This window comes from Cryobacterium sp. N21 (genome assembly GCF_002929575.1).
GTDB lineage: Bacteria > Actinomycetota > Actinomycetes > Actinomycetales > Microbacteriaceae > Cryobacterium > Cryobacterium flavum.
The window spans coordinates 83619-107206 of the sequence record NZ_PJJQ01000031.1 but is presented as its reverse complement, the minus strand read 5'-3'; the positions used below and the strand labels follow the sequence as shown (position 1 = coordinate 107206).

The 23588-nt window shown below is 64.5% G+C and carries 25 protein-coding genes and 1 tRNA gene; 3 read left to right on the top strand and 23 right to left on the bottom strand.

The window, feature by feature from the left end; genetic code table 11:
- Positions 1-8 precede the first annotated feature (8 nt).
- Positions 9-2195, bottom strand: a complete 2187-nt coding sequence (glgX, locus tag CXY77_RS07860) for a glycogen debranching protein GlgX (protein ID WP_092339979.1) — start codon at positions 2193-2195, stop codon at positions 9-11.
- 143 nt (positions 2196-2338) lie between these two features.
- Positions 2339-3373 carry an LLM class flavin-dependent oxidoreductase gene (locus tag CXY77_RS07855; protein ID WP_104090450.1) on the bottom strand — a complete coding sequence of 345 codons (1035 nt, stop codon included), beginning with the start codon at positions 3371-3373 and terminating at the stop codon, positions 2339-2341.
- 179 nt (positions 3374-3552) lie between these two features.
- Here CXY77_RS07855 and CXY77_RS07850 point away from each other — a divergent pair, with 179 nt between their 5' ends.
- On the top strand, positions 3553-3933 hold the full coding sequence (locus CXY77_RS07850) for a hypothetical protein (protein ID WP_104090451.1): 381 nt from the start codon (positions 3553-3555) through the stop codon (positions 3931-3933).
- Positions 3934-3950: 17 nt separating this feature from the next.
- Here CXY77_RS07850 and CXY77_RS07845 read toward each other — a convergent pair whose 3' ends face one another.
- The 14 genes from CXY77_RS07845 to rplU all read right to left on the bottom strand — a co-directional run bounded on the left by CXY77_RS07845 (position 3951) and on the right by rplU (position 13577).
- Complete coding sequence (locus CXY77_RS07845) at positions 3951-4286, bottom strand: TIGR02611 family protein (protein ID WP_092339976.1); 336 nt, start codon at positions 4284-4286, stop codon at positions 3951-3953.
- Positions 4287-4385: 99 nt separating this feature from the next.
- The gene (locus CXY77_RS07840; RefSeq protein ID WP_104129907.1) at positions 4386-4784 is read right to left on the bottom strand and encodes a YchJ family metal-binding protein; all 399 of its coding nucleotides are present in this window, start codon (positions 4782-4784) and stop codon (positions 4386-4388) included.
- An 18-nt stretch (positions 4785-4802) separates the two neighbouring features.
- Positions 4803-5144: an Lsr2 family protein gene (locus CXY77_RS07835; RefSeq protein WP_092339975.1), complete on the bottom strand. Its 342-nt coding sequence runs from the start codon at positions 5142-5144 to the stop codon at positions 4803-4805.
- Positions 5145-5336: 192 nt separating this feature from the next.
- Positions 5337-5412 (bottom strand) — tRNA-Ala (locus CXY77_RS07830).
- A 73-nt stretch (positions 5413-5485) separates the two neighbouring features.
- Complete coding sequence (gene rsfS / locus CXY77_RS07825) at positions 5486-5899, bottom strand: ribosome silencing factor (RefSeq protein WP_092339974.1); 414 nt, start codon at positions 5897-5899, stop codon at positions 5486-5488.
- Between the two features lie 118 nt (positions 5900-6017).
- Positions 6018-7151, bottom strand: a complete 1134-nt coding sequence (locus CXY77_RS07820; RefSeq protein ID WP_104129906.1) for a hypothetical protein — start codon at positions 7149-7151, stop codon at positions 6018-6020.
- On the bottom strand, positions 7148-7741 hold the full coding sequence (gene nadD, locus CXY77_RS07815) for a nicotinate-nucleotide adenylyltransferase (RefSeq protein ID WP_255409998.1): 594 nt from the start codon (positions 7739-7741) through the stop codon (positions 7148-7150). Before nadD ends, CXY77_RS07820 begins: the two co-directional genes overlap by 4 nt.
- Positions 7742-7756: 15 nt before the next feature.
- Positions 7757-7972, bottom strand: a complete 216-nt coding sequence (locus CXY77_RS07810; protein WP_092339972.1) for a hypothetical protein — start codon at positions 7970-7972, stop codon at positions 7757-7759.
- 131 nt (positions 7973-8103) lie between these two features.
- Positions 8104-9372: a glutamate-5-semialdehyde dehydrogenase gene (locus CXY77_RS07805; protein WP_092339971.1), complete on the bottom strand. Its 1269-nt coding sequence runs from the start codon at positions 9370-9372 to the stop codon at positions 8104-8106.
- A gap of 44 nt (positions 9373-9416) precedes the next feature.
- Positions 9417-10223 carry a glutamate 5-kinase gene (proB, locus tag CXY77_RS07800; RefSeq protein ID WP_104129905.1) on the bottom strand — a complete coding sequence of 269 codons (807 nt, stop codon included), beginning with the start codon at positions 10221-10223 and terminating at the stop codon, positions 9417-9419.
- A gap of 146 nt (positions 10224-10369) precedes the next feature.
- The gene (proB, locus tag CXY77_RS07795; RefSeq protein ID WP_092339969.1) at positions 10370-11176 is read right to left on the bottom strand and encodes a glutamate 5-kinase; all 807 of its coding nucleotides are present in this window, start codon (positions 11174-11176) and stop codon (positions 10370-10372) included.
- Entirely contained in the window at positions 11173-12834 is a 1662-nt protein-coding gene (obgE, locus tag CXY77_RS07790; protein WP_104129904.1) for a GTPase ObgE, read from the bottom strand. Before obgE ends, proB (CXY77_RS07795) begins: the two co-directional genes overlap by 4 nt.
- Before the next feature lie 158 nt (positions 12835-12992).
- Positions 12993-13250, bottom strand: coding sequence for a 50S ribosomal protein L27 (gene rpmA, locus CXY77_RS07785; RefSeq protein ID WP_035836705.1), 258 nt, complete (start codon positions 13248-13250; stop codon positions 12993-12995).
- Between the two features lie 18 nt (positions 13251-13268).
- Positions 13269-13577: a 50S ribosomal protein L21 gene (gene rplU / locus CXY77_RS07780; RefSeq protein ID WP_092339967.1), complete on the bottom strand. Its 309-nt coding sequence runs from the start codon at positions 13575-13577 to the stop codon at positions 13269-13271.
- A 249-nt stretch (positions 13578-13826) separates the two neighbouring features.
- Between rplU and CXY77_RS07775 the strand changes: the two genes are divergently transcribed.
- Positions 13827-14099, top strand: a complete 273-nt coding sequence (locus CXY77_RS07775) for a DUF4031 domain-containing protein (RefSeq protein ID WP_092339966.1) — start codon at positions 13827-13829, stop codon at positions 14097-14099.
- Between the two features lie 6 nt (positions 14100-14105).
- Here the strand turns inward: CXY77_RS07775 and CXY77_RS07770 are convergent, their stop codons facing one another.
- From CXY77_RS07770 to CXY77_RS07755, 4 genes are all read right to left on the bottom strand, one after another.
- Entirely contained in the window at positions 14106-15593 is a 1488-nt protein-coding gene (locus CXY77_RS07770; RefSeq protein ID WP_140425494.1) for a hypothetical protein, read from the bottom strand.
- The gene (locus CXY77_RS07765) at positions 15583-16356 is read right to left on the bottom strand and encodes a TIGR03943 family protein (RefSeq protein WP_104090454.1); all 774 of its coding nucleotides are present in this window, start codon (positions 16354-16356) and stop codon (positions 15583-15585) included. The genes CXY77_RS07770 and CXY77_RS07765 overlap by 11 nt, the downstream gene beginning before the upstream one ends.
- Complete coding sequence (locus tag CXY77_RS07760; protein WP_233197307.1) at positions 16346-17320, bottom strand: permease; 975 nt, start codon at positions 17318-17320, stop codon at positions 16346-16348. The genes CXY77_RS07765 and CXY77_RS07760 overlap by 11 nt, the downstream gene beginning before the upstream one ends.
- Positions 17321-17411: 91 nt before the next feature.
- Complete coding sequence (locus tag CXY77_RS07755) at positions 17412-20357, bottom strand: Rne/Rng family ribonuclease (RefSeq protein WP_233197317.1); 2946 nt, start codon at positions 20355-20357, stop codon at positions 17412-17414.
- A 339-nt stretch (positions 20358-20696) separates the two neighbouring features.
- Between CXY77_RS07755 and CXY77_RS07750 the strand changes: the two genes are divergently transcribed.
- Complete coding sequence (locus tag CXY77_RS07750) at positions 20697-21296, top strand: vitamin K epoxide reductase family protein (RefSeq protein ID WP_233197306.1); 600 nt, start codon at positions 20697-20699, stop codon at positions 21294-21296.
- A gap of 59 nt (positions 21297-21355) precedes the next feature.
- Here CXY77_RS07750 and ndk read toward each other — a convergent pair whose 3' ends face one another.
- Genes ndk through CXY77_RS07735 form a run of 3 tightly spaced genes read right to left on the bottom strand, consistent with a single transcriptional unit; the run spans position 21356 to position 23588 of the window.
- A complete protein-coding gene (ndk, locus tag CXY77_RS07745; RefSeq protein WP_092339961.1) occupies positions 21356-21778 on the bottom strand; it encodes a nucleoside-diphosphate kinase in 423 nt (140 codons plus the stop codon).
- On the bottom strand, positions 21775-22221 hold the full coding sequence (locus tag CXY77_RS07740; RefSeq protein WP_233197305.1) for a DUF4233 domain-containing protein: 447 nt from the start codon (positions 22219-22221) through the stop codon (positions 21775-21777). The genes ndk and CXY77_RS07740 overlap by 4 nt, the downstream gene beginning before the upstream one ends.
- A complete protein-coding gene (locus CXY77_RS07735) occupies positions 22218-23588 on the bottom strand; it encodes a folylpolyglutamate synthase/dihydrofolate synthase family protein (RefSeq protein ID WP_104129943.1) in 1371 nt (456 codons plus the stop codon). The genes CXY77_RS07740 and CXY77_RS07735 overlap by 4 nt, the downstream gene beginning before the upstream one ends.

Below are 23588 nucleotides of genomic sequence, written 5' to 3'. Positions count from 1 at the left end.
AACGGCCCTCAGCTGTGGCCCGGCAGCGTGATCAGACCGGTGGCACCGGCCAGTGACGCGGCGACGGAGTGATCCGGTGCAACTTCGGGTTCGTGATAGGCGCGCAGGACCACGAGGGAACGACCGGCCACGGTCTGGATGGCTCCGGCCGGACGGGCGATGGAATCGGCCCCCTCACCGGCGGTGTCGACCACAATTTCCCAGGCCGGGGCATATTCGTTGGGTGGCAGCGTGAATTCGACGTCTTCGGCGTCGGCGTTGAACAACAGCAGAAAGTTGTCGTCGGTGACGTCCTGACCGCGCACGTCTCGTTCACGGATTCCGTTGCCGTTGAGGAATTTGGCGACCGTGCGAGCGAGGTTTTCGTCCCAGTCTTCCGACGCCATCGGTTCACCATCGGTGCCCAGCCACACGATATCGGGCAGCGATTCGCCCGCGACGCGGTTACCGGGGCGACCGTCGAAGAAGCGACTGCGCCGAAACGTCGGGTGCTCGCGGCGGAGGCGGGAAACGGCCGCCGTGAATTCGATCAGCGGCACATCCGCTTCGTCCCAGTGCACCCAGGTCAGCTCGGAATCCTGCGCGTAGGTGTTGTTGTTACCCTGCTGGGTTCGCCCGAGCTCATCGCCGTGCAGCAGCATCGGAACCCCCTGCGACAAAAGCAGCGTCGCGATGAAGTTGCGTGCCTGCCGCGCGCGCAACCCACGAATCTCCGGATCATCGCTGAGACCTTCGACGCCGGAGTTCCAGGAGCGGTTGTGCGACTCGCCGTCTTTGTTGTCTTCGCCGTTGGCGTCATTGTGCTTCTCGTTGTACGACACGAGATCGGCGATGGTGAAGCCGTCATGCGCGGTGACGAAGTTGATCGACGCCATCGGACGGCGCCCGGAGTGCTCGTACAAGTCGGCCGATCCGGCGACGCGGGAGGCGAATTCGCCGAGAGTGGATGGCTCCCCCCGCCAGAAATCACGCACGGTATCGCGGTACTTGCCGTTCCATTCCGACCACTGGGAGGGAAAATTGCCGACCTGATAGCCGCCGGGGCCGACGTCCCACGGCTCGGCGATGAGCTTGACCTGCGAGACGATCGGGTCTTGCTGCACGAGCTCGAAGAAGGTGGAGAGCTTGTCGACCTCGTAGAGGTCGCGGGCCAGGGCGCTGGCCAGGTCGAACCGAAAGCCGTCGACGTGCATCTCGAGCACCCAGTAGCGCAGCGAGTCCATGATGAGCTGCAGCACGTGCGGGTGCCGCACGTTGAGGGTGTTGCCGGTCCCGGTGTAGTCCATGTAGTAGCGCTTGTCGTCGTCCATCAGGCGGTAATAGGCCTCGTTGTCGATGCCCTTGAACGACAGGGTCGGACCCATGTGGTTGCCCTCGGCGGTGTGGTTGTAGACCACGTCGAGAATGACCTCGATGCCGGCGGCGTGCAGGCTGCGCACCATTCCCTTGAATTCCTGCACCTGCTGGCCGAGATCACCGGTCGAGGAATACGCGTTGTGCGGCGCAAAGAATCCGATCGTGTTGTAGCCCCAATAGTTGCCCAGGCCCTGCTCCACGAGGGTGCCGTCATTGACAAACTGGTGCACCGGCATCAGTTCGATGGCAGTCACACCGAGCTTTTGCAGGTGGTCGATCACCGACGGATGCGCCAGGCCCGCGTAGGTGCCGCGCTGGGTTTCAGGCACGGACTCCTGCAGCTTGGTCAGGCCCTTCACGTGTGCCTCGTAGATGAAGGACTCGCTGTAGGGCGTGCGGAGGGATCGATCACCGGTCCAGTCGAAGAACGGGTTGACGACGACGCCGAGCATCATGTGCGAGGCGGAATCCTCGTCGTTCGCCGAATCCGGGTCGTCGAAATCGTAGGAGAACAGCGACGGGTCCCAGTCGATGGCCCCCGTGGTGGCCTTGGCGTATGGGTCGAGCAGCAGCTTGCTCGGGTTGGTCCGGTTACCGGCCGCCGGGTTGTAGTCGCCGTACACCCGATACCCGTAGCGCTGCCCCGGCTGCACCAGCGGCAGGTAGCAATGCCAGATATAAGCGGATGACTCGCGCACCTCAACTCGCGTCTCACCTCCATCTTCATCGATGAGACAGAGTTCAACGCGTTGAGCGGCTTCGCTGAACAGTGCGAAGTTGGTACCGCTCCCGTCGAACGTTGCGCCAAGGGGGTAGGCGGTTCCGGGCCAGGTTTCCATGAGACTCCTCGGGATGAAGACGGGACACGGTCAGGTGTGACAGAGGCGACAAGACAGCGCCGACGGATGACCGAATCGCGCTTGGAGAACACGCTACAGGCATCCGCCGACATATCCGGTCATCCGAGCCGCTCCGGGCAGGCTTAGCCGAGTTCTTCGCGCACGAGCGGTGCGACCCGGGTACCAAAGAGCTCGATGCTGTTCATCAATTTCTCGTGCGGGAGCGTGCCGATGCTGTACTTCAGGTCGAACCGGCTGAGCCCGAGTCCCTGCACCACCGTGGCGATCTTCGTGGCCACGGTCTCGGGTGAACCCACGAACACGGCGCCGTCGGGGCCGGCATCCTGCTCGAAACGTTCCCGAGTGGCCGGGCCCCAGCCGCGTTCCCGACCGATGCGGTTCTGCATCGCCTCGTAGTGCGGCCACATTTCGTCGCGAGCCTGAGCATCCGTCTCGGCGATATAGCCGGGCGAGTGCTCACCGATCGGCAGCGTGGGCTTCTCGAACTGCGCCAGGGCGCGCTGGTAGAGGTCGACGAGAGGCGCGAAGGCGAGCGGCGCACCGCCGATGATGGCGAGCATGAGCGGCAGACCGTAGTGCGCGGCGCGAATGACCGACTCAGGGCTGCCGCCCACACCGATCCAGGTCTTGATCGCTCCGGACTCGGTCGGCGGAAACACGGTCTGGTCGTTCAGGGCTGCCCGGGTCTGACCGGACCAGGTCACCGGCTGTTCCTTGAGCAGTTCGGTGAACAATTCGAGCTTCTCCTCGAACAATTGCTCATAGTCACCGAGATCCAGGCCGAACAGCGGAAAGGATTCGGTGAACGAACCGCGCCCGAGAATGATCTCCGCGCGTCCAGACGACACGGCGTCGAGCGTGGCGAAGCGCTGGTAGACCCGCACCGGGTCGTCGGAGCTGAGTACGGTCACGGCTGAGCCCAGTCGAATCCGGCTGGTCTGGCCGGCGATCGCGGCAAGCACCACTTCGGGTGCTGACACGGCGAAATCGGCGCGGTGGTGCTCGCCGATGCCGAAGAAATCCAGGCCGACCTGGTCGGCCAGCACGGCTTCGGCCACGACGTTGCGCAGCACCTGTGGCTGAGCCAGCGGCCGCCCATCGGCGTCGAAGGTAACGTCGCCGAAGGTATCGAGTCCCAGTTCAAGTTTGTGCGTCACGCGGGTACAGCCTCTCAGAACGAGTCTTTTCTATGCACATGCATACACCGGTGGAACCTTGGCCCGGCCGCTGTTATTCCGTTTCACCCAGACTCGCACGGTTGAAAGAGCCGTACGATCTGCCGGAGCGGCCAGAATAGATCCAGGTGCCGTGCGGCACCCGAAGAATGGAGCCAGCCATGACCGAATCCGAGCTCATCACTGCCTGGGTGAAAGCCCGCGGACACATCATCGCGTCCCAAGCCGCGCCGACCTTCCTGCTCACGGCCATCGTGGGCTTTCTCGCCCTGGGCCTCGGCACGACAGAGCTCTCCGTGCGCATCGCCGCGGCGGGCATTCTGCTGGCCTCGGGCATTTTCGGAGCTTTGGCCCAGATTGCCGCGGCCAATGAAGGCCTCGCCGTCATCACCGACCTGCGTGGCCTGGAGACGCCCAGCGCGCTCACCCGGAGCATCGTGGCCATGGCTCCCTGGGTCAATGTCGTGCGATTTGTCACGCCGGCAATTTTCGTCATCGTCTACATCGCGCTGCTGGCCGCGCTGTTTCTGACCGCTCGCTGAGCGCGCCGGCGGTCAGATCAGCCGGCCACCGGACGGTCGCGACGCGAACGCCACCAGGCCCAGACCCGCGTGACAATCTGTTTGAGTACCCCGCCGAGCCGACGCGCTGAAGCGAATTCCGTTCCGAGCACGGCGAGTCCCAAGAAGACGATCAGCCACCCCGGTCCAGGCAGGGGAATCAGAATGATGCCGATAACAACAATCACTGTGCCGAGCAGCCCGACCCCGAGGCGATAGGCGAAGAGTAGATAGGGGTGCCCGTCAACCCACGCGCGAGCTCGTCGCAGGGCCCGCCGCGCCGGATGCCGCGGGTCACTGCCACTGGCGATATCGCGGGAGAGATGCTCAGACATTTACCCAATCTAAGCCAGATTTCTGGGAGGTGGCCGCCCGATATCGACCGCGGTGACGCGCCCTCTGAGATTCCATCCCGGCCATGCGGCTGGAAGTGGCTATCTGGAGTTCAGTCTGTCTGGAACGGCATCGAGGTAATACCATTGGCGGTCAACCTTGAGAAAGCGGCTCACTTCTTTCTGCTGACCCGCTATGCCGTTTTCACGATAGTGCGCTGTGAATTGCACGACGCCCTCACTATCGAGTAAACCACCGCGCTCTGTACGCACGATATCGAGCCGTCGCCAAGTTATCGCCGGGTCCAGTTCGAGTGATTCCGGTCGGGTCAACGGATGCCACGTCTGAAGCAGATACTGCGCGTCATCCCGGCAGAAGGCGCTATACCGAGATCGCATGAGCCATTCGGCCGTCGGCGGCAGCGCAGCACCGCTGTGAAATCGGCCGCAACAGACGGCATAGGTGCCCTCGCTCAGGCAGGGACCGCTGATCCGGAGCAATGGTCTGTTCGGGCTCTGCTAGGCCTGCGCCCTGGCATAGGCCTCGCGCACGGTGCCGGCAATGCGCCCACGGTCGGATACGGCAACGCCGTTGGCGGCAGCCCAGGCACGAATGGCCTGGAGCTCGGCCCGGTCCGAACCGGCCGAACTGGTGCCGCGTGACTTAGCGGGCACATAGCCAACGCGTCGGGAAACATTTGTGTATGGCTTGATCGCGGCGCGAAATTCAGCGAGGTTTTCGGCGGACAGATCGATCTCGTACGATTCCCCTTCGAAAGCATAGGAAACGGTTGCTCCGGACCCATTTTCAATAACGGTGCCGTCAAGGTCATCCAGCAGCTGAACCGTGGTCTTCTTCATTCTGAGATTCTCCAATGAGGTGTCGAATACATTCGGGATGGATACATTCGCGTGTGGCGATAACCACTAACGAATTATGGCTGCCGAACTCTTTTTCCGATACCCGCCACGCGGTATTTCTTTTGCATTCACAACTTTTACACGATGGATCACAAAAAAGTAGCCCCGACAATGTCGGGGCTACTTCATATTTGGTGGATCCGAGGGGATTCGAACCCCTGACCCCCTGCATGCCATGCAGGTGCGCTACCAGCTGCGCCACGGACCCAGATTGTTGTTTCGAATTGCTCCGAAACAACTTTGTTAGCTTACAACACAGATTGTGATCTGCGAAACCGAAGCTACTCCGCGACCTCGTCGGCAGCCTCATCGGCGGCCTCGTTTGACGTCACTTTGGCGGGAATCCCGGTCGGAATCACCGGGCAGTCCTTCCACAATCGCTCCAGGGAGTAGTACTGGCGCTCTTCTTCGTGAAAAACGTGCACGACCAGGTCACCGAAGTCAACGAGCACCCAGCGGCCGGCAGCGCGTCCCTCGCGCCGCAGCGGCTTGTGGCCGGCCTCGATCAGCTTGTCTTCAATCTCGCCGGCAATGGCTACAACGTTGCGCTCCGACCGACCAGTGACGATGAAGAAGATGTCGGCGAGGGGAAGCGGGTTGGAGACGTCGAGGGCAACGAGGTCTTCGCCTCCCTTGGAGTCGGCGGCGGCGACGGCGATGGCAAGCAGCTCGAGGGCGTGGGGTGACGTGGTCATGAATGAATCCTTGAGATTGTGCCGCGAGGCGCGAATGCGCTTGTGGCGATGATGGGGGAAACGAGCGAGCCGAAGAGGCCCGCGAGGAAGGAAGGACACGGATGCATGGCGCGGGGCACTAGAAGAGACCAAGCAGGTAGCCGGTCACGAAGAGTGCCAGAACACTCACGGCCAGTGCGGCCGTGGCGATGACCAAAACGGTGGGAAGTGAGGCACGCTGATTCTTCGGCGGGGTCAACATCCCGCGGGTAGACGCGTGCGTGCTCACGGCGCGACTCGCACTGACCGGGGCCGAGTCCCCGCCTAGCTGATCGGCGTCGAGCTGGTCCATCAGGTGGTCCATCTCGGACGAATCGAACAGATTCGGATGGGCGCCGGTCGAGCCAAGACTGCGCGGCAGGTCGAATGACCCCGTGATCATGATCTCGCCCGTATTGGAGATGGGACTCACGCTGCTCGGCTGGTGGGGAATCGACGGCAGGATGAGCGCGTTCGTGGTGGTGGGAATGCCCCCGGCCCCGATACCACGGTTGATCAGTTCGTCGAGCGACTGGTCAGGCTGCGATACGTCGACGCGCGGAGCATCCGCATCGACCGACCAGTGTCCGATCGGCGGCATCCATCCGGTCTTGTCACTGATGGTCGGATCCGGCGCCTCGATCGGCTCGGCCTCGATCGGCTCGGCCACGATCGGCTCGGCCACGATCGGCTCGGCCACGATCGGCTCGGCGTACATCTGCTCGGATTCGACCGGGTCGACGGCGACCGGCGTGGTGGGCTCGGGCTCGATCAGCTCGGCCTCGACCAGCTCGGCCTCGACCAGTTCAGGGTCAACCGGCCCAGCATCAGTAGTTTCAGCGTCGGCGGGCTGATCGGCGGGGGTCGTGAGGTCCCCAGTATTGAGAGCCCGTTCCTCATCTTCACGTGCGTGCAGTGCGCGCAATTCCCGGCGACTCAGGGTGTGCGGTGCCGGAACCGACGGGTCGGGCTCGGCTGCACCCGGGGTTGGAACTGGATCGACGGTGTCCTGAGGCTCTTTCGGATCGGGAGCCGTGTGGTGCCGGCTCGTTCGCCGTGATGTCGAGGTCTGTGCCGATGAAGCAAACGGTGCCGGGCGAAGCGCGGCCGGGACCAGCACCGGAACGTCGAGGGCCGGGATGGCGTCGTACACCGCGGCGGCTTCGTCACCCTGTTCGCGGGCGAGTTCGCGCGCCTGACGTCGGCTGAGCGGCTGAGGGTCTCCCGACGTCATGCCACACTCCGATACAGATGATGCTTTGAGATGTACTGGACGACCCCGTCGGGGACCAGATACCAGACCGGGAATCCCCGATTGACCCGTGCCCGGCAGTCAGTGGACGAAATAGCCAGTGCCGGAACTTCCAACAAGCTTACGTCTTGGTTCGGTAATCCCGAAACGCTCAGCTCATGGCCCGGGCGACTCACAGCCACGAAATGTGCCAGCTGCCACAGTTCACGCACGTCTTTCCAGCCGAGAATCTGGGTGATCGCATCCGCTCCGGTAATGAAGAACAATTCGGCATCCGGACGTTCTTCGTGCAGATCACGCAGCGTATCAATGGTGTAAGTCGGGCCGACCCGGTCAATATCCACCCGACTCACTGTGAACCGCGGATTGGACGCGGTCGCAATCACCGTCATCAGGTAGCGATGTTCGCCGCGGGTGACGCCGCTTTTCTGCCACGGCTGCCCGGTGGGCACGAAGATCACCTCGTCGAGGTCGAAGCTCTGTGCCACCTCGCTGGCGGCGACGAGGTGCCCATGGTGAATGGGGTCGAACGTTCCGCCCATCACGCCGATGCGAAGGCGACGAACTGTCACGTTAAAATCAGGCTTCTAGTGGCCACCGGTGCCGGTGGTACCACCGTGTCCGCCATGCGCGGCTGCGTAGGCGTCAGCCTTGCCGCTGTGGCGGTTGGACACATCACGAAAGCTCCACAGCACGACGCCGAGGGCCAGGAACAACACGGCGGCCACCATCGGGTAGATGATGAGCGGCAACGGCAAGGCGATGTGCTCGACCTCGGTTAGCACGGCACTCACAAAAGACATCGGTTCTCCATTCACGCGCCGCGCAGTCGGGCGCGGCCCCAGTTGGCCGCGACGGGTCGCGCGCCTGACGGCTCACGCCGTCGACTCATTCTAGCTTGACCGGCGCACTTGACCGGCACCCGCGTGTGAACCTACGCGCGTACCTGGCCGGTGCCGCGCACGATCCACTTTGTGCTGGTCAGCTCTGGCAAACCCATCGGCCCACGAGCGTGCAGCTTCTGGGTGGAGATACCCACCTCGGCACCGAAGCCGAATTCTCCGCCGTCGGTGAAGCGAGTGGAGGCGTTGACCATGACCGAGGCCGAATCGACCTCGTTCAGAAAGCGCTCAGCGTTCTGCAGATCGTTGGTGATGATCGACTCGGTGTGCCCGGTTGAATAGCGACGAATGTGGTCCATGGCCTCATCGAGGGAGTCGACAATCGCCACCGAAATGTCGAGGCTCATGTATTCGGTGCCCCAGTCATCGTCGGTCGCCGGGACAGCGGCCGGATAGAGCGCGCGGGTGCGGGCATCCGCATGGATGGTGACACCGGACGCCGTGAGCTTGTCCAACACATCGGGAAGCAAGCGTTCAGCTGCGCTGCGGTGTACGAGCAGGGTTTCCAGGGCATTGCAGACGCTCGGACGGTGCGTCTTGGAGTTGTGCACGATATCGATCGCCCACTGCTTGGTAGCCGTCTCATCGAGGAAGACGTGCACGACGCCGGCACCGGTCTCGATGACCGGCACCTGGGACTCACGAACCACGGTCTGGATCAGGTTGGCGCTGCCACGGGGAATGAGCACGTCGACGTAGCCGCGAGCCTTCATGAGCTCGGTCGCGCCGGCCCGGCCAAAGGGGTCGATGGTCTGCACCGAATCAGGGTTGAGTCCGGCGTCGGTGATCGCCGCCTGCACCAGGTCAATGAGTATTCGGTTGCTGTTCTCGGCAGCGGAACCACCGCGGAGCACGACGGCGTTGCCACTCTTCAAGGCGAGGGCGGCCAGATCGACGGTGACGTTCGGGCGAGCTTCGTAGATGACTCCGATGACGCCGAAGGGAACACGCACCTGGCTGATTTTGATGCCGTTGGGCAGGCTGCTGCCGCGCACGACCTGGCCGACCGGGTCGGTCAGCAGCGCGATCTGGTCGACGGAGTCGGCGAGGGCCATAATGCGCGGCGGGTCGAGCTTGAGCCGGTCGAGCAGTCCGGCACTGAGGCCGTTGGTGGCGCCGGCAGCGAGGTCGACCTGGTTGGCCGTCACGATCTGCGCGGCGTGGTCGCGCAGCGATTGCGCAATCAATTTCAGCGCTTTATTCTTTAGCTCTGTCGGCGCTGAAGCGAGCGGCAGGGAGGCGGCGCGAGCGGCCTCGAGGGTGGGCGTGAGCTGGGCTACATCGTTCAGAGACTGCAACATGAACCTAGTTTACGGGAGGCGAACCATGAGACTATTCTCGGCTCTCAGGAAATACGCAGTGCTGACGGTGCTGGCGACGGTTCGAACCAGGTTCCCACCGGATCCCCGCGCAGCGCCTCGGCCACCAACCCGGTCGCCGTGACCAGCACGGCGGTTCCGGCCTGGGCCGCGATGCGCGCCGCCGTCACCTTGGTGCTCGCTCCCCCGGTGCCGACCCCGTTGACGGCAGTCGCGCCGAATTCCATCCCCACCAACGGGTCACCGAATGCCACGTGGCTGATGCGCTCAGCACCGGGCAGGTCCGGCGGGCACGTGTAGAGGGAATCCACATCGCTGAGGAGCACGAGCAGGTCGGCACCGATCAGGGTGGCGACGAGGGCGGCCAGTCGGTCGTTGTCGCCGAATCGAATCTCGTGGGTGGCTACGGTGTCATTCTCGTTGACGATCGGAAGAATACGCAGCGCCATCAGGCGCTCCATGGCGCGCTGGGCGTTGCCGCGGTGGGTGGCGTTGTCGAGGTCACTCGCCGTCAGCAGCACCTGACCGGCCACGATGTCGTAGCGGTCGAGGCTGTCCTGGTACCGAAAGATCAACAGATTCTGACCAACGGATGCCGCCGCCTGCTGGGTCGCCAGGTCGGTCGGCCGTTCCTGCAGCTGGAGGTACGGCATGCCGATGGCAATGGCACCGGACGAGACCAGAACCACCTCGGTGCCCCGGGCATGCGCTTCAGCCAGGGCATCGACCAAGGGCGCGATCTGCCCGGAGTTTTCGCCACTGATCGACGAGGAGCCCACCTTGACCACGATACGCGCGGCGGATCGAACAACCTGCTGCGAGTGCGCCCTCATCGGGTGATATTTCGGTTGGCTACATTAACGCTGAAGCCATTCACGCTGACCCCAATAAGGACGTGCAACCCCACATGAATCTGGCCCTCCGGCAAGAATAATGGACGCGCCGTGCGACCACCGGCAGTTTAGCGCAGCTGGTGCGGTCAGAGCAGCGCGCGACGCTCTTCGCTTGCCGTCGGCTCGAACCAGGTGCCGACGTGCTCGCCACGCAGGGCTGCAGCGGCCAGTTCGGTCGAGGTGACCAAAACGGCGGTGCCAGCCTTGGTGGCGAGGCGGGCGGCGACCACCTTCGTGCTCGCTCCCCCGGTGCCCACTCCGGTTGCTCCGCTCGAACTGAACTCGAACCCGTCGAGCGGGTCGTCCGCGGCGATGAAGTCGAGCTTCTCAGCGCCCGGCAGGTGCGGCGGCTTGGTGTAGAGCGCGTCGACGTCGCTGAGCATGATCAGCAGGTCGGCTTGGATGAGGGTTGCGACCAGGGCGGCGAGGCGATCATTGCTGCCGAACCGCAAGCCATAGACAGCCACGGTGTCGTTCTCGTTGACGACCGGCAGAATGCGCAGGTCGAGCAGTCGTTCCAGTGCGCGCCGGGTGTTGCTTCGGTGCGGTTCCTTGAGAGCGTCGCCCTCGGTCAGCAGCACGGTACCGGCAGCGATGCCGTACCTGTCGAGGCTTTCCTGGTACCGAAAGATGAGCACATTCTGCCCGACAGCGGCGGCGGCCTGCTGGGTGGCTACGTCGCTGGGGCGTTCATCAAGGTTCAGGAAGGGCATGCCGGTGGCGACCGCGCCCGAGGAGATGAGTACCACCTCGGTGCCGCGACCGTAGGCCTCGGCCAGGGCGTCAACGAGTGGTGTGATCTGGTCGGAGTTCTCGCCGCTGATCGACGAAGACCCGACCTTCACCACGACGCGTTTCGCGCCCGCTACGTTGTCCCTGGCTAAGCCACTCACTTCTGTACTTCTTCCGTTGGGTCTGTCTCAGTCTCGTCAGCATTGGCATCCGTTTCGATGCCGGTGTCTGGCGCGGTTTCGGGCTCAGCGGCGTCGGCCGGCGTGGAGAAGTTCAATTCCACGTCGGCGAGGCGAACGTCTTCGTTGTGTTCCTCCTCGCCGGTCTGCCACATGCCGGCTTCGCGCTCACGAATGAGTTCGGCGCGGGCCGAGGACTTGGCGTCCATTCGGCCGAAGTACTCCTCGCGGCGTTCGTTGCTGGTGCGACGTTTAGGCTCGTCAAGGCGGGCGTCGGTGCCTCGGGGAGCCGTGATGAGTTCGGCGGTGGAGGTGAGCGTGGGCTCCCAGTCGAAGACGACACCGTGGCCGGGGCCGATGATGACGGTCGAGCCGGCGATGGCTCCCGACTTGTACAGCTCATTCTCGATGCCGAGCTTGGCGAGTCGGTCGGCGAGGAAGCCGACGGCCTCATCGTTCGTGAAGTCGGTCTGCTGAATCCAGCGTTCCGGCTTGGTACCGAGAATGCGGTAAATGTTGCCGAAGGTGCCACCCTCGACCTTGATGACGAAGCCGCCCTCATCGACGGCTTTGGGACGGATGATGATGCGCGGCTTCTTCGCTTCGGCTGCGGCAGCCTCGGCGCGGCCCTGTTCGACGACCTCGGCGAGGGCGTAGTTGAGCTGTTTGAGACCCTCGTGGGTGACGCTGGAAATTTCGAATACGCGGTAGCCACGGGCTTCGAGGTCGGCCTTGACGAAGGCGGCCAGTTCGCGGCCTTCCGGCACGTCGATCTTGTTCAGGGCGATGAGCTGGGAGCGCTGCAGCAGCGGCTTTTGGCCGTCGGGCACCGGGTAGGCGTCGAGTTCGCCGAGAATGACGTCGAGGTCACTGATCGGGTCGCGACCGGGCTCGAGCGTGGCACAGTCCAGCACATGCAGCAGGGCGGTGCAGCGTTCAACGTGGCGAAGGAACTCGAGGCCGAGCCCCTTGCCCTCGCTCGCGCCCTCGATCAGGCCGGGCACGTCGGCAATGGTGTAGCGCGACTCACCCGATTCGACGACGCCGAGGTTGGGGTGCAGCGTGGTGAAGGGGTAGTCGGCGATTTTGGGGCGAGCCGCACTCATGGCGGCGATCAGGCTGGACTTACCAGCCGAAGGGTACCCGACGAGCGCGACATCCGCTACGGTCTTGAGCTCGAGGTAGACGTCGCCTTCCCAGCCGAGCGTGCCGAGCAGGGCAAAGCCGGGGGCCTTGCGCTTGGTCGAGGCGAGGGCGGCGTTGCCGAGCCCGCCCTGGCCGCCGGGCGCGACGATGAGGCGCAGGCCTGGTTCGTCCATGTCGAGGAGCTGGTTGCCCTCGATGTCCTTGACCACGGTGCCGATGGGAACCATGAGCTCGCGCATCTCGCCGTTGTGGCCATTGCGGTGGTCGCCCATGCCGGGGCCGCCGTTGTCGGAGCTGCGGTGCGGTGACCGGTGGAAGCCGAGCAGGGTGGTCGTGCTGGGATCGGCCACGAGCACGAGGTCTCCGCCGCTGCCGCCGTTACCGCCGTCGGGACCGGCGAGAGGTTTGAACTTCTCGCGCTTGACCGAAACGCATCCGTTTCCTCCATTGCCCGCTCGTAAATGCAGCGTCACGTGGTCAACGAATGTGGCCATGGAGTGCCCCTTTCAGGTGGCGCAAGAAATGCTTCAAAACGAGGTGCTATGAAACCCGTGCGTGGAACGATGTGCTACAAAAAGTGCTGAACAAACACGTCAGGGCGGACCGAAGCCCGCCCTGACGTTGTGTACGAAAAATACTGTGCTGTAAAAACCTACTCGGCTGCAACCACGATGTTGATGACCTTGCGGCCACCCTTGGCGCCGAACTGCACGGAGCCGGCTTCGAGAGCGAAGAGGGTGTCGTCGCCGCCACGGCCGACGTTGACGCCGGGGTGGAAGTGCGTGCCGCGCTGCCGAACGATGATCTCGCCCGCGCCGACAACCTGACCACCGAAGCGCTTCACGCCGAGGCGCTGAGCGTTCGAGTCACGACCGTTGCGAGTGGAACTCGCACCTTTTTTATGTGCCATCTGTCTATCTCCTCTGGCCTAGGCGATGCCGGTAACCTGAACGCGAGTGAGCTCCTGACGGTGCCCCTGACGCTTCTTGTACCCGGTCTTGTTCTTGAACTTCTGGATGACGATCTTCGGACCGCGAAGGTTGTTCAAAACCTCAGCAGTGACCTTGACCTTGGCCAGTGACGCCCCGTCAGAGGTGATCTTGTCGCCGTCGACGAGGAGCACAGCGGCCAGCTCGACGTTGCCGTCCTTGTCAGCCTTGATTCGGTCCATCGTCACGATGGTACCGACCTCTACCTTCTCCTGCCGCCCTCCGGCGCGCACAACTGCGTAAACCACTTTACGTACCAATCTCTGGGGAGCCTGAGGCTCCAATTTGCGGAAACTCACTGCTCAAACTTGACTGCTGCATTCACTGCAGTACACGGACCGGTTGGCCCAGCGCACTCAGAAAACCTTGGTATTCGCGCTTATTTATCTAACGCACACCAAGGGTTGACTTTACCTGATCCGCTACCCGTGGTCAAACCAACGGCACGGCGTGTCTGAACCACTTCTGAAACACAGGGCGGCTCGTAGACTTCGATCATGGCAATACTTATCGACCAGCCTAGCTGGCCGGCGCACGGAACGGTGTGGGCACACCTCGTGAGCGACTCGAATCTGCACGAATTGCACGCTTTCGCCGCTCAGGCCGGTATTCCCCGGCGTGGCTTCGACCTCGACCACTACGACGTGCCTGAAGGCCGCTACGCGGACCTGGTGGCCGCCGGGGCCGTGCCGGTGAGCTTTCGGGAGATGATCGTGCGGCTGCGCTCCAGCGGGCTGCGTGTGACCGCCCGGGAGCGGCGCGGACTGTAGCCTCGGCTACTGCCAGGTGGCATCGAAGCCGAGCACGCTGCGGCGCACCGCGCCGGTAGCCACGTTCACGAACAGGGTCGTTGCATCCGTTGCCTGAGCATTGACCGGGTATCCGTCAGAGCGCTCGGTCTCACGGTTCGGCACGATCTGCACGGCCAGGAACTGGTCGTTCGGCGAGAGCTCGAATCCAACAATGGTTTCGTCAGCGGATGCCGGCGCATAGACGGTGCGCGCCTCACCACCCTGCACCAGCGAGAGATATTGCCTGACCGAACCGGTAGCGGCGTCGAACTCGGCGACGCGCTGCACGTAGCTGTCGGAGTCCGTGCCGGCTCCCCCGGCAAGGAAGCGCAGCTCGGCGGTGTACTGGGTGGTGCCTTCCACGCTCTGCGGCACGATGGCGGACTCTGTGCCCTGCGACAGATCAAGCACGTACTGGCCGTCGCGGTCCGACACGGCGATGCGCACGCCGTCGGGCGCGAACGCGGTGAGGTTCGCGAATTGCCCGAGCGGTACCGGCGGGTCGAATTCGGGTTCATTCTCGAGCGGGTTGCCGCCGGACTGGTTTAGCGGATTGATCAGCAGCAAGGTCGAATCGTATTGCTGTGCAACGATGTCGGCGCGATTGGCCATGAATCCCCAGGTCGTAACACTCAGCGGGCCACCCTCGAGGGCAGGGACCGCAGTGGCATTGTTGGTGCGCAGGTCGAGCACGAACAGCACGTTGTCGTAGTGCGGGCCTGCGGCATCCGCTGCGCTGGTGAAACGAAAACCGAGCAGGGACTGGCCGGGCGCGGCTTGCAGATCCTGCACGAGGCCGACACCGGGCAGGTTGAGAGCTTCGGCGGTACCGTCGGCATCAACGCGATAGAGCGCGTTGGCCAGATCGGGGTTCACCGTGACCACGGCGAGTTCGCTGCCCATCGGCACGAACTGCTGGATGTTCGCCGACTCGAAGGCTACCTCGGTGTCAGCCCTGCCGGTCGTGGTACGCAGGATGCGGTCCGTGCCGCGCGTGCCGGCTTCGGCGGCCGACGCCGCGCGACTGAGGTAGTACAGCGAGGGTTCGCTCGTGCTGAAGGCTGCCCTGACTGTCGATTCTCGGTCGACGGCCGTGCCGGTAATGCCCCGCACGGAGACCGCGTAGTCGGTGTTGTAGGCGAGTGGCTGCGGGAAGGAGATCACGACGGAATTCGCGCTCGTGGTGACCTGAAAGGCTGCGGACGGCTCGATACTCACCTGCTCCGGGGTGATGTCGGTCAACTGACGGTTCGTCGCGAGCACGAGGCGCGCGTTCGCGGAAGAGACCACGGCGGTGCTGTCGACGTCGACGCCGGTGAGCCGGGGGCCGGTCAGCAGGTTGACGGCGACCAGGGCAACGCAGGCCGCGACCAGGCCGCCGACGAGTATCCAGAGGGTACGGCGGAATGGGCGGGTCGACCGTGCCGGGAGCGGTTGCCCGGTCAACAGGTCAGCAGAGGGGTCAGTAGACATAGGGGTCATTCGGCTGGTCGACGGGAAGGATCTCGACCGGGGTGATCGCGAGTGGATCGCTCGCTGATGCGCTCACGCTCAGCTCGAACCGGCCGGTGACCTGCACCCAGTCATCGACCTCGTACTCGGCCTGCCAGCCCGGCAGGTAGACCGGAACGCCGATCGGCTGGGCGTCGACCGCGCAACAGGTGACGACGAACCGGGCCAGATAGAACACGTTATCGGGGTCTTTGGCGTCAGGCGTGACGAACCCGGTGACCTGAGCGGTTTTGTCGGCGTAGAAGGCCGGATCAGAGGATTGCGCGAGCAGAGAGACCCACTCGCGCACGCTGAGCTGCTCAAAGTCGCCGGTGCCGATGAGCGCCGCGGCCTGGTCGGCGTCGTCGTCGGTGCCGAGCCCGCCGGAATTGACCTCGCGCTGGGTTGCCGTGGCGCTGGTCAGGGTGGTCGGCGGGACCACGACCATGGCGACGCCCATGATCAGCAGCAGCCCGACTCCGACCCCGGTCAGAGTCGTTTGGACCCGACCGCTGCGTTCGACCTCAAAACCGCGTCGACGGGCGAACCCGGCGGCGACGAGCACAAGCCCGACCACGGCCATGGCGATCGTGAAAACGAAATAGCGAGGGTGGATATAGAGGCCGAGCTGGCCGCTCAGGGCCAGCCACAGGGTCGCGACAACGACCACGAGGCTGAGCAGCACACCCTGCCAGCGCTCAGCCCAATAGCGGAGGGCCCCGGACAGCTTTCGGTCAGGCAACATAGTTCACCAGCAATCCGAGCGCGGCGCTCATGAGGCCCACCACGACCGTGATCTGCACCAGGGTGCGACTGGTGAAGGTCGTGCGCATGAGGGCGAGCATCTTGACGTCGATCAGGGCACCGAACACGAGGAACGCCACGATTCCGCCGGGCAGAAAGGTACTGCCAAACGACAGCACGAAGAACGCGTCAACGTTGGAGCAGACCGCCACGATGAAAGCCAGTGCCATCATGGCGAGCACCGACCAGACCGGGTTGCTGCCGAGCGCGAGCAGCACCGACCGCGGCACGAACACCTGAGTGAGGGCGGCTACGGCGGAGCCGATGAACAGGGCCGGCATGATGACCGACGTTTCGCGAATGAAGATCTCGGTGGTCTGGCTGAACCGGCTCTCCCTGTGGTGTGCATGATCGTGCCCGCTCGTGGACCCGACCGCGCAGGCGGCCGCGAACCTGGTCGTCAGCAGGCTCTGCGGGTCGGGGTGCTTGCTGAACAGCCAGCCTACGACGTTGGCGATGAGGAATCCGCCGACCAGCCGCGCGACCAGAATGTGGCCGTCCCAGCCGAAGGCCTGGTGCGTGGTGATTATGGTGATCGGGTTGAGAATCGGCGCGGCGAGCAGAAAGGTGATCGATTCGGAGACGGTGAACCCACCGACCATGAATCCGCGGGCGAGCGGCACGTTGCCGCACTCGCAGACCGGAAAAAACATGCCGAGCAGCGAGATCGTGGCGCGCCGCAGAATGGGGTTGCGTGGCAGATGCCGGGCCAGAACGCCGTGCGGCAGCCAGACCTGCACGACCGCCGAGAGTAGGATGCCCAGAAATACGAACGGCACCGACTCGATGATGACGCTGATCGCCAGGGTCAGGGTGTCCTGCACCCGGTCGGGCAGTTGGAAATCGCTCAGCTGCTCGTCGACGAAGGCGGGCGAAAGCGCCCGCACGACGAAAACGGCGAGCACCACCAACACCCCCGCGGTGAGGCCGAGAGGCCATCGCCGCAGGAGAGGGAGCTGCCCGCCGATTGCGTTACCGTCTAACTTCTGTTTGGGCCTAGTCGCCGTGCGGCGGCTGGCTGGACGTCGTCGCGGAGGTCGCCGAACCGGTCGCGGTCAAAATGGCCTGGCCGGCGGAACCGCCGGCGGTCGTGACGCGACGGCTGCGCGCGCGTCCCTGACCGGGAAGTTTCGGTTCCGGCAGCGAGTCGAGCACCGAATCCAGCAGCTGGTCGGTGACCTGCTTGCTGGGGCGCCGGGTGGTGCGTGTGGACTTCTTCACCGGAATGTCGAGGATGTCAACAGACTCCGATGTGTCGGGGGCGGGGGTCGGCACGATCGGTGTTGAAACGGTCGGCGCTCCGGCTGCGAGGGTGCTGCGCCCACCGCGGGTGCGGGGTGCGGTATCCGTTGCTTTCGTCGCGACGAACTGCTCAGTGACGGGGGCAGCGGATGCCTCGGGCTCGGCCTGCTGCGTGCTCGACGGTTCCGTGCCGGCCTGCTGCGTGTTGGCCTGCTGCGCGTTGGCCAGTTCCGTGCTGGCCTGGCGGGCGCGGGCCTGCTCGGACCGCGACTGCTGGGTGCGCCCGTTCTGGCCGCGCGACCGCGACTGCCGACCGCGTGAACGCTCGGTGCTCACCGGTTCGGCGCCTGCCGGTTCGGCGCCTGCCGGTCCGGCGCCTGCCGGTCCGGCCTGCTCGACGTTCGCCGTGTCGGCGTGCTCGGCGTGCTCGGCGTCGGCCTGCTCGGTGCCGACCTGCACGGTGCCGACCTGCTCGGTACCGACCTGCTCAGTACCGGCTGAATCGGTGTGGGCAGATTCGGTCGTGACCGGCGCTAAGGTCGCTGCGTCAGCGTCCGCTTCCCTGCTTTCGAGCGGAATGATCGAGATCGAGCCGGTGCGGGTGATGGTGCGCGCGGCGATCAGCGCGAGAGCCTGCTTGGCGTCCTCGGTGATGCCGTGGGTGCCCTGGCCGCTCTTCGGCGCGTCAAAAGCGCTGTCGCGCTGACCCGAGTTGTGCCCGTTGTCCCGGTTGCTGCCGGAGCCGCCAGTGCTGGAGGCGTTGCTGCCGCCACTGTTATTGGGGGCGGAGCTGCCGGCCTTGGCGCGCGGTCGGCGCTCCTGCGGCGGCTGCGCGGTCTGGCGGTGCTTGATCACCGGGTCGTGGTGCACGATGATGCCGCGACCTGCGCAGGCCTCGCAGTTTTCACTGAACGACTCCAGCAGTCCGAGGCCGAGCTTCTTACGGGTCATCTGCACGAGTCCGAGCGAGGTGACCTCGGCCACCTGGTGCTTGGTGCGGTCGCGGCTGAGGCATTCGATCAGCCGACGCGACACGAGGTCGCGGTTCGATTCGAGCACCATGTCGATGAAGTCGACCACAATGATGCCGCCAATGTCGCGCAGGCGCAGCTGGCGCACGATCTCCTCGGCCGCTTCGAGGTTGTTTTTGGTGACGGTCTCTTCGAGGTTGCCGCCGCTGCCGACGAACTTGCCGGTGTTGACGTCGACGACGGTCATGGCCTCGGTGCGGTCGATCACGAGGGATCCGCCGGACGGCAGCCAGACCTTGCGGTCGAGAGCCTTCTCGATCTGCTCCGAGATGCGGAACTCGTCGAACGCGTCGACCTCGCCCTCGTAGGTTTCAACGCGCTCGAGCAGGTCGGGAGCTACCTGGCTGAGGTAGGCCTCAATAGTGGCGCGCACGTCGGGGCCGGCCACGACCATCCGCTGGAAATCTTCGTTGAAAACATCGCGCACGATCTTGACCAGCAGGTCGGGCTCGCTGTGCAGCTCGGCGGGGGCCTGGGCCGATTCGACCTGCTCCGCGATGTGCGCCCACTGTTCGCGCAGTCGGTTGACGTCGACGGTGAGCTGCTCGTCGGTGGCGCCCTCGGCGGCGGTGCGCACGATGACTCCGACATTGTCGGGCAGAACCTCCTTGAGGATCTTCTTCAGGCGCGCACGCTCGGTGTCGGGGAGCTTACGGCTGATGCCGTTCATCGAACCGTTGGGCACGTAAACGAGGTAGCGGCCAGGCAGGGACACCTGGCTGGTGAGGCGGGCGCCCTTGTGACCGATCGGGTCCTTCGTGACCTGCACAAGGACCTTGTCGCCGGGCTTGAGGGCCAGCTCGATGCGGCGGGCCTGGTTGCTGCTGCCGGAGTTCTCGGCGGCAGCGTCCCAGTCGACCTCACCGGAGTAGAGCACGGCGTTGCGGCCGCGTCCGATGTCGACGAACGCGGCTTCCATGCTCGGGAGCACGTTCTGCACCCGGCCGAGGTAGACGTTGCCGATGAGCGAGGCGTCCTGATTCTTGGCCACGTAGTGCTCGACCAGCACGCCGTCTTCGAGGACGCCGATCTGGATCTTGTTGTGCTTGGCGCGCACGACCATGAGACGGTCGACGGACTCGCGGCGGGCGAGGAACTCGGCCTCGGTAATGACCGGGCGACGGCGCCCGGCATCACGGCCGTCGCGGCGGCGCTGCTTCTTGGCTTCAAGCCGTGTGGATCCCTTGATGCGCTGGGGTTCGGTGATGAGCTCGGGTTCGCGCGGGGCGCGCACCTTGACGACGGTGTTGGCCGGGTCGTCGGTGCCTGAGCGGCTCTCGTCGCCGGTGCGACGACGGGCACGACGACGAACCGTCGTGGTTTCTTCTTCGTCGTCGTCATCGTCCTGATGCGACTGGCGGATGCCGGTGCGCGCCGGCATCGGCAGGATCTCCGGCGCCTGGAACAGCAGGGAGAACGACCGGCGCACGGGTGCTGTCGCCTTGTCGTCGGCGGCGAGATCGGGCGTGACGTCGGTCATCTGCTGCGCTCCGGTGACGTTGTTGTACTCCGCGATGGTGACCCTGGCGGGCTCTGGCTCGGCGACAACCGGCGTTGCGGGTGCCTCGGCTGCTGGGGCGGCGGTCGACCGGGTGACCGGCGCCTTCCGGGTTGATTTGCGAGTGCCGAACAGGCTCTTGCGTTTCTTGTTTTCGTTGTCTTCCACCATCACTGGTGCGCTCCTTGACCGCTGTGGATGACCGCGCCACCCACCGGTTACTCTCTCGTGCGAGGTTGTCACCTTCGTGAAAACCCCGCGAATTTTTTACTGCGGCAACCGGCTTTGCCCCCCGGTCTTGGTCGAAACTGTGCTCGGGGACTGTGCTCTGGCTGCAAATACTTCGGATCGTGGGACCCTAATTCCGGGCGACTGTTGCCCAGGCAAGCTCTGTACTCATTAAGACTCATTAAGCTCAGTGGCGTCTGCTTGAGCGCGGCTCAACGACTACCCACGATTATCGCATGTAATCGCACAAAGCCGTGCAGCGCGAGTGGCATAATCACAAGAGTGCCAACGACAGAGCGTTCTCAGCGTCCAACCGGCCTGGCTATTTTCCTGATCATCGCCGGGATCATCGCGTTAACAGCGGCATTCGCGCTCACGCTCGACAAGCTCCACCTGCTGGAAGACAAGAACGCTCAACTGAGCTGCAGCTTCAGCGTTCTCATCGGCTGCGCGACCAATCTCGCCTCCCCACAGGGCGCCATCCTCGGCTTTCCGAACCCGCTGATCGGACTCGCCGCCTGGAGCGTGGTCATCACGATCGGCGTGGCCATTCTGGCCGGGGCCCGATTCGCCCGCTGGTTCTGGGTGGGCTTCAACATCGGTATGCTCGCCGCGATCATATTCGTGATCTGGTTGATCGGCCAGAGCATTTTCGTGCTCGATGTGCTGTGCCCATGGTGCATGGTGACCTGGGCGGTGACCATTCCGGCTTTTCTGGCCGTGACCCTCTACAACTTCAAGGTCGGGAATCTGCCGGGCGGGGCATCCGTTCGCCGGTTCGCCGGAGCCGCGTATTCCTGGATCTTCGTCATCACGATCGTCTGCTACATCGTGTTCTTCATCGTGGCGCAGGTCAACATGGACGTGCTCAACCGCCTTTAGTTGCAAAACCAGAATGGCCCCGCCTCGAAAACGAGACGGGGCCTTTCGTGACGCTCTGGTTAGTCGAACCAGAGCGCGAGCTCGCGAGCGGCGGATTCGGGCGAATCGGAGCCATGCACGAGGTTCTGCTGAACCTTCGAACCCCAGTCACGACCGAGGTCACCGCGAATGGTGCCGGGAGCTGCAGTTGTCGGGTCGGTGGTACCGGCCAGGGCTCGGAAACCCTCGATGACGCGGTTGCCTGCAATGCGGAAGGCGACGATGGGGCCGCTTTCCATGAATTCGACGAGGGGTTCGAAGAACGGCTTGCCCTCGTGCTCGGCGTAGTGCGCGGCCAGCAGCGAGCGGTCGGGTTCAACCAGCTTCAGGTCAACCAGGGAATAGCCCTTGGCCTCGATGCGGCGCAAAATCTCGCCGGTCAGGTTGCGCGCAACGCCGTCGGGCTTGACCAAGACGAGGGTTTCTTCGATCGGGGTGTTCATGCAATCTCCTTGGGTTGATCTGGATTCGTGTGATCTATTCGAGAGCCGGTGATCATGCAGTAGGCCCACATGGCGGCAAAGAGGGCGCCGACAAAAAACATGGCCGGGGTGACGAACCCGGTGGCGATGATGATCGCCTGCAGCGCCCAGCCGATCGGGTAGGACCAGCTGTAGCGGAGCAGTCCGATCAGGCCGACCATGGCCAGCACGAGCAACACGCCTCCGATGATGACGGCCAGCGGCGAGACCGGTGTGGGTTCGGTCGCCACCGACACGAGACCCAGGGTGACGACGGCACCGAGGAAGACAACGATCGTCTCGAAGCCGAGCAAAATCGTGGCGAGCGACCGTTTCACCGAGCGCGGCCCCGACGACCGGCGAGGCCGGCCTGCGCCGGACCTGCCTGCGCCAGACTCGTCAGCGCCGTCGGCCACGAGGCTCACTTCTCCATCCATTCCCCGGCGGCGGCGAGCGTGATCGCTTCGCCGACGAGCACGATCGAGCCGGTGACCAGCACTGCGCGTTTGGGCGCCTCGGCCGCCCACTCGCGGGCGCTCTCGAGCGCAGCGGCCAGATCGTCGAAGCGGAAGGTGACCTCGTCGCTGGTCCACTCGGCGATGTTGTCGGCCAGGTCGTCCATGCGCACGGCCCGCTCGGAGTGCGGCTCCGTGACGTAGAAGCGGTCGACCTGAGGGGCGAGCGCCGCGACGATGCCCTCGGCGTCCTTGTCGGCGAGGACTCCAACGACCACGGCGATCTCGTCAAAGTCGAAGTAGGCCTCGAGCGCGGCGGCGAGGGCCATCGCTCCGTGCGGGTTGTGCGCGGCATCCACGAGCACCGTCGGTTCAATGCCGACGAGTTGCAGGCGGCCGGGCGAGGTCGCCGTGGCGAGGCCCTCGGCGAGCAGGTCACCGACCAGGGCCTGGCTGCCAGCGCCGAGGAACGATTCGACGGCGGCGATGGCCACCGCGGCGTTCTGCGCCTGATGGGTACCGTAGAGCGGCAGGAACAATTCGGTGTAGGTGCCGGCCAGACCGCGCACCGAGATGACCTGGCCGCCAACGGCCACGGTGCTCGAAAGCAGTTCAAAGCCTTCATTCTCGTGGGCCAGGGTCGACTCGCTCAGTTTTGCCGCACGATCCAGCTCGGCCCGCACGTCGGCGCTTTGCGCCGCGGAGACAACGGATGCCGCCGGCTTGATGATGCGGCTCTTGGTGCGGGCGATCTCGGCGACGGTGTTGCCAAGGCGCAGCGTGTGGTCGAGCGCGATCGGGGTAAACACCGCGACCTGGCCGTCGGCGACGTTGGTGGAATCCCACTCACCGCCCATGCCGACCTCGATCACGGCCACGTCGACCGGTGCGTCGGCGAAGCAGGCGAAGGCCAGCACGGTCAGCGCTTCGAAGAAGGTCAGCGGGACATCCCCGGCAGCTTCGAGTTCTGTGTCGACGAGTTGCAGGTAGGGCTTGATATCGGCCCAGTTCGCGGCCAGGATCTGGTCACTGATCGGTTCGCCGTCAATGACGATGCGCTCGTTCAGACGCACCAGGTGCGGGCTGGTCAGCAGGCCGGTGCGCAGCCCGTACGCCCGCACGATGCTCTCGACCAGGCGGCTCGTGCTGGTTTTACCGTTGGTGCCGGCCACGTGAATGATCGGATACGAGCCCTGCGGGTCGCCGAGAAAGTCGAGGGCACGCCGGGTGGGCGCCAGGCGCGGCTGCGGCTGGGCCTCCCCCACCCGCTGCAGAAGCTCGGCGAAGACGGCGTCTCCGGCTTCGCGGAAAGCGTCGAGCGGGGCAGGCTGATTCAT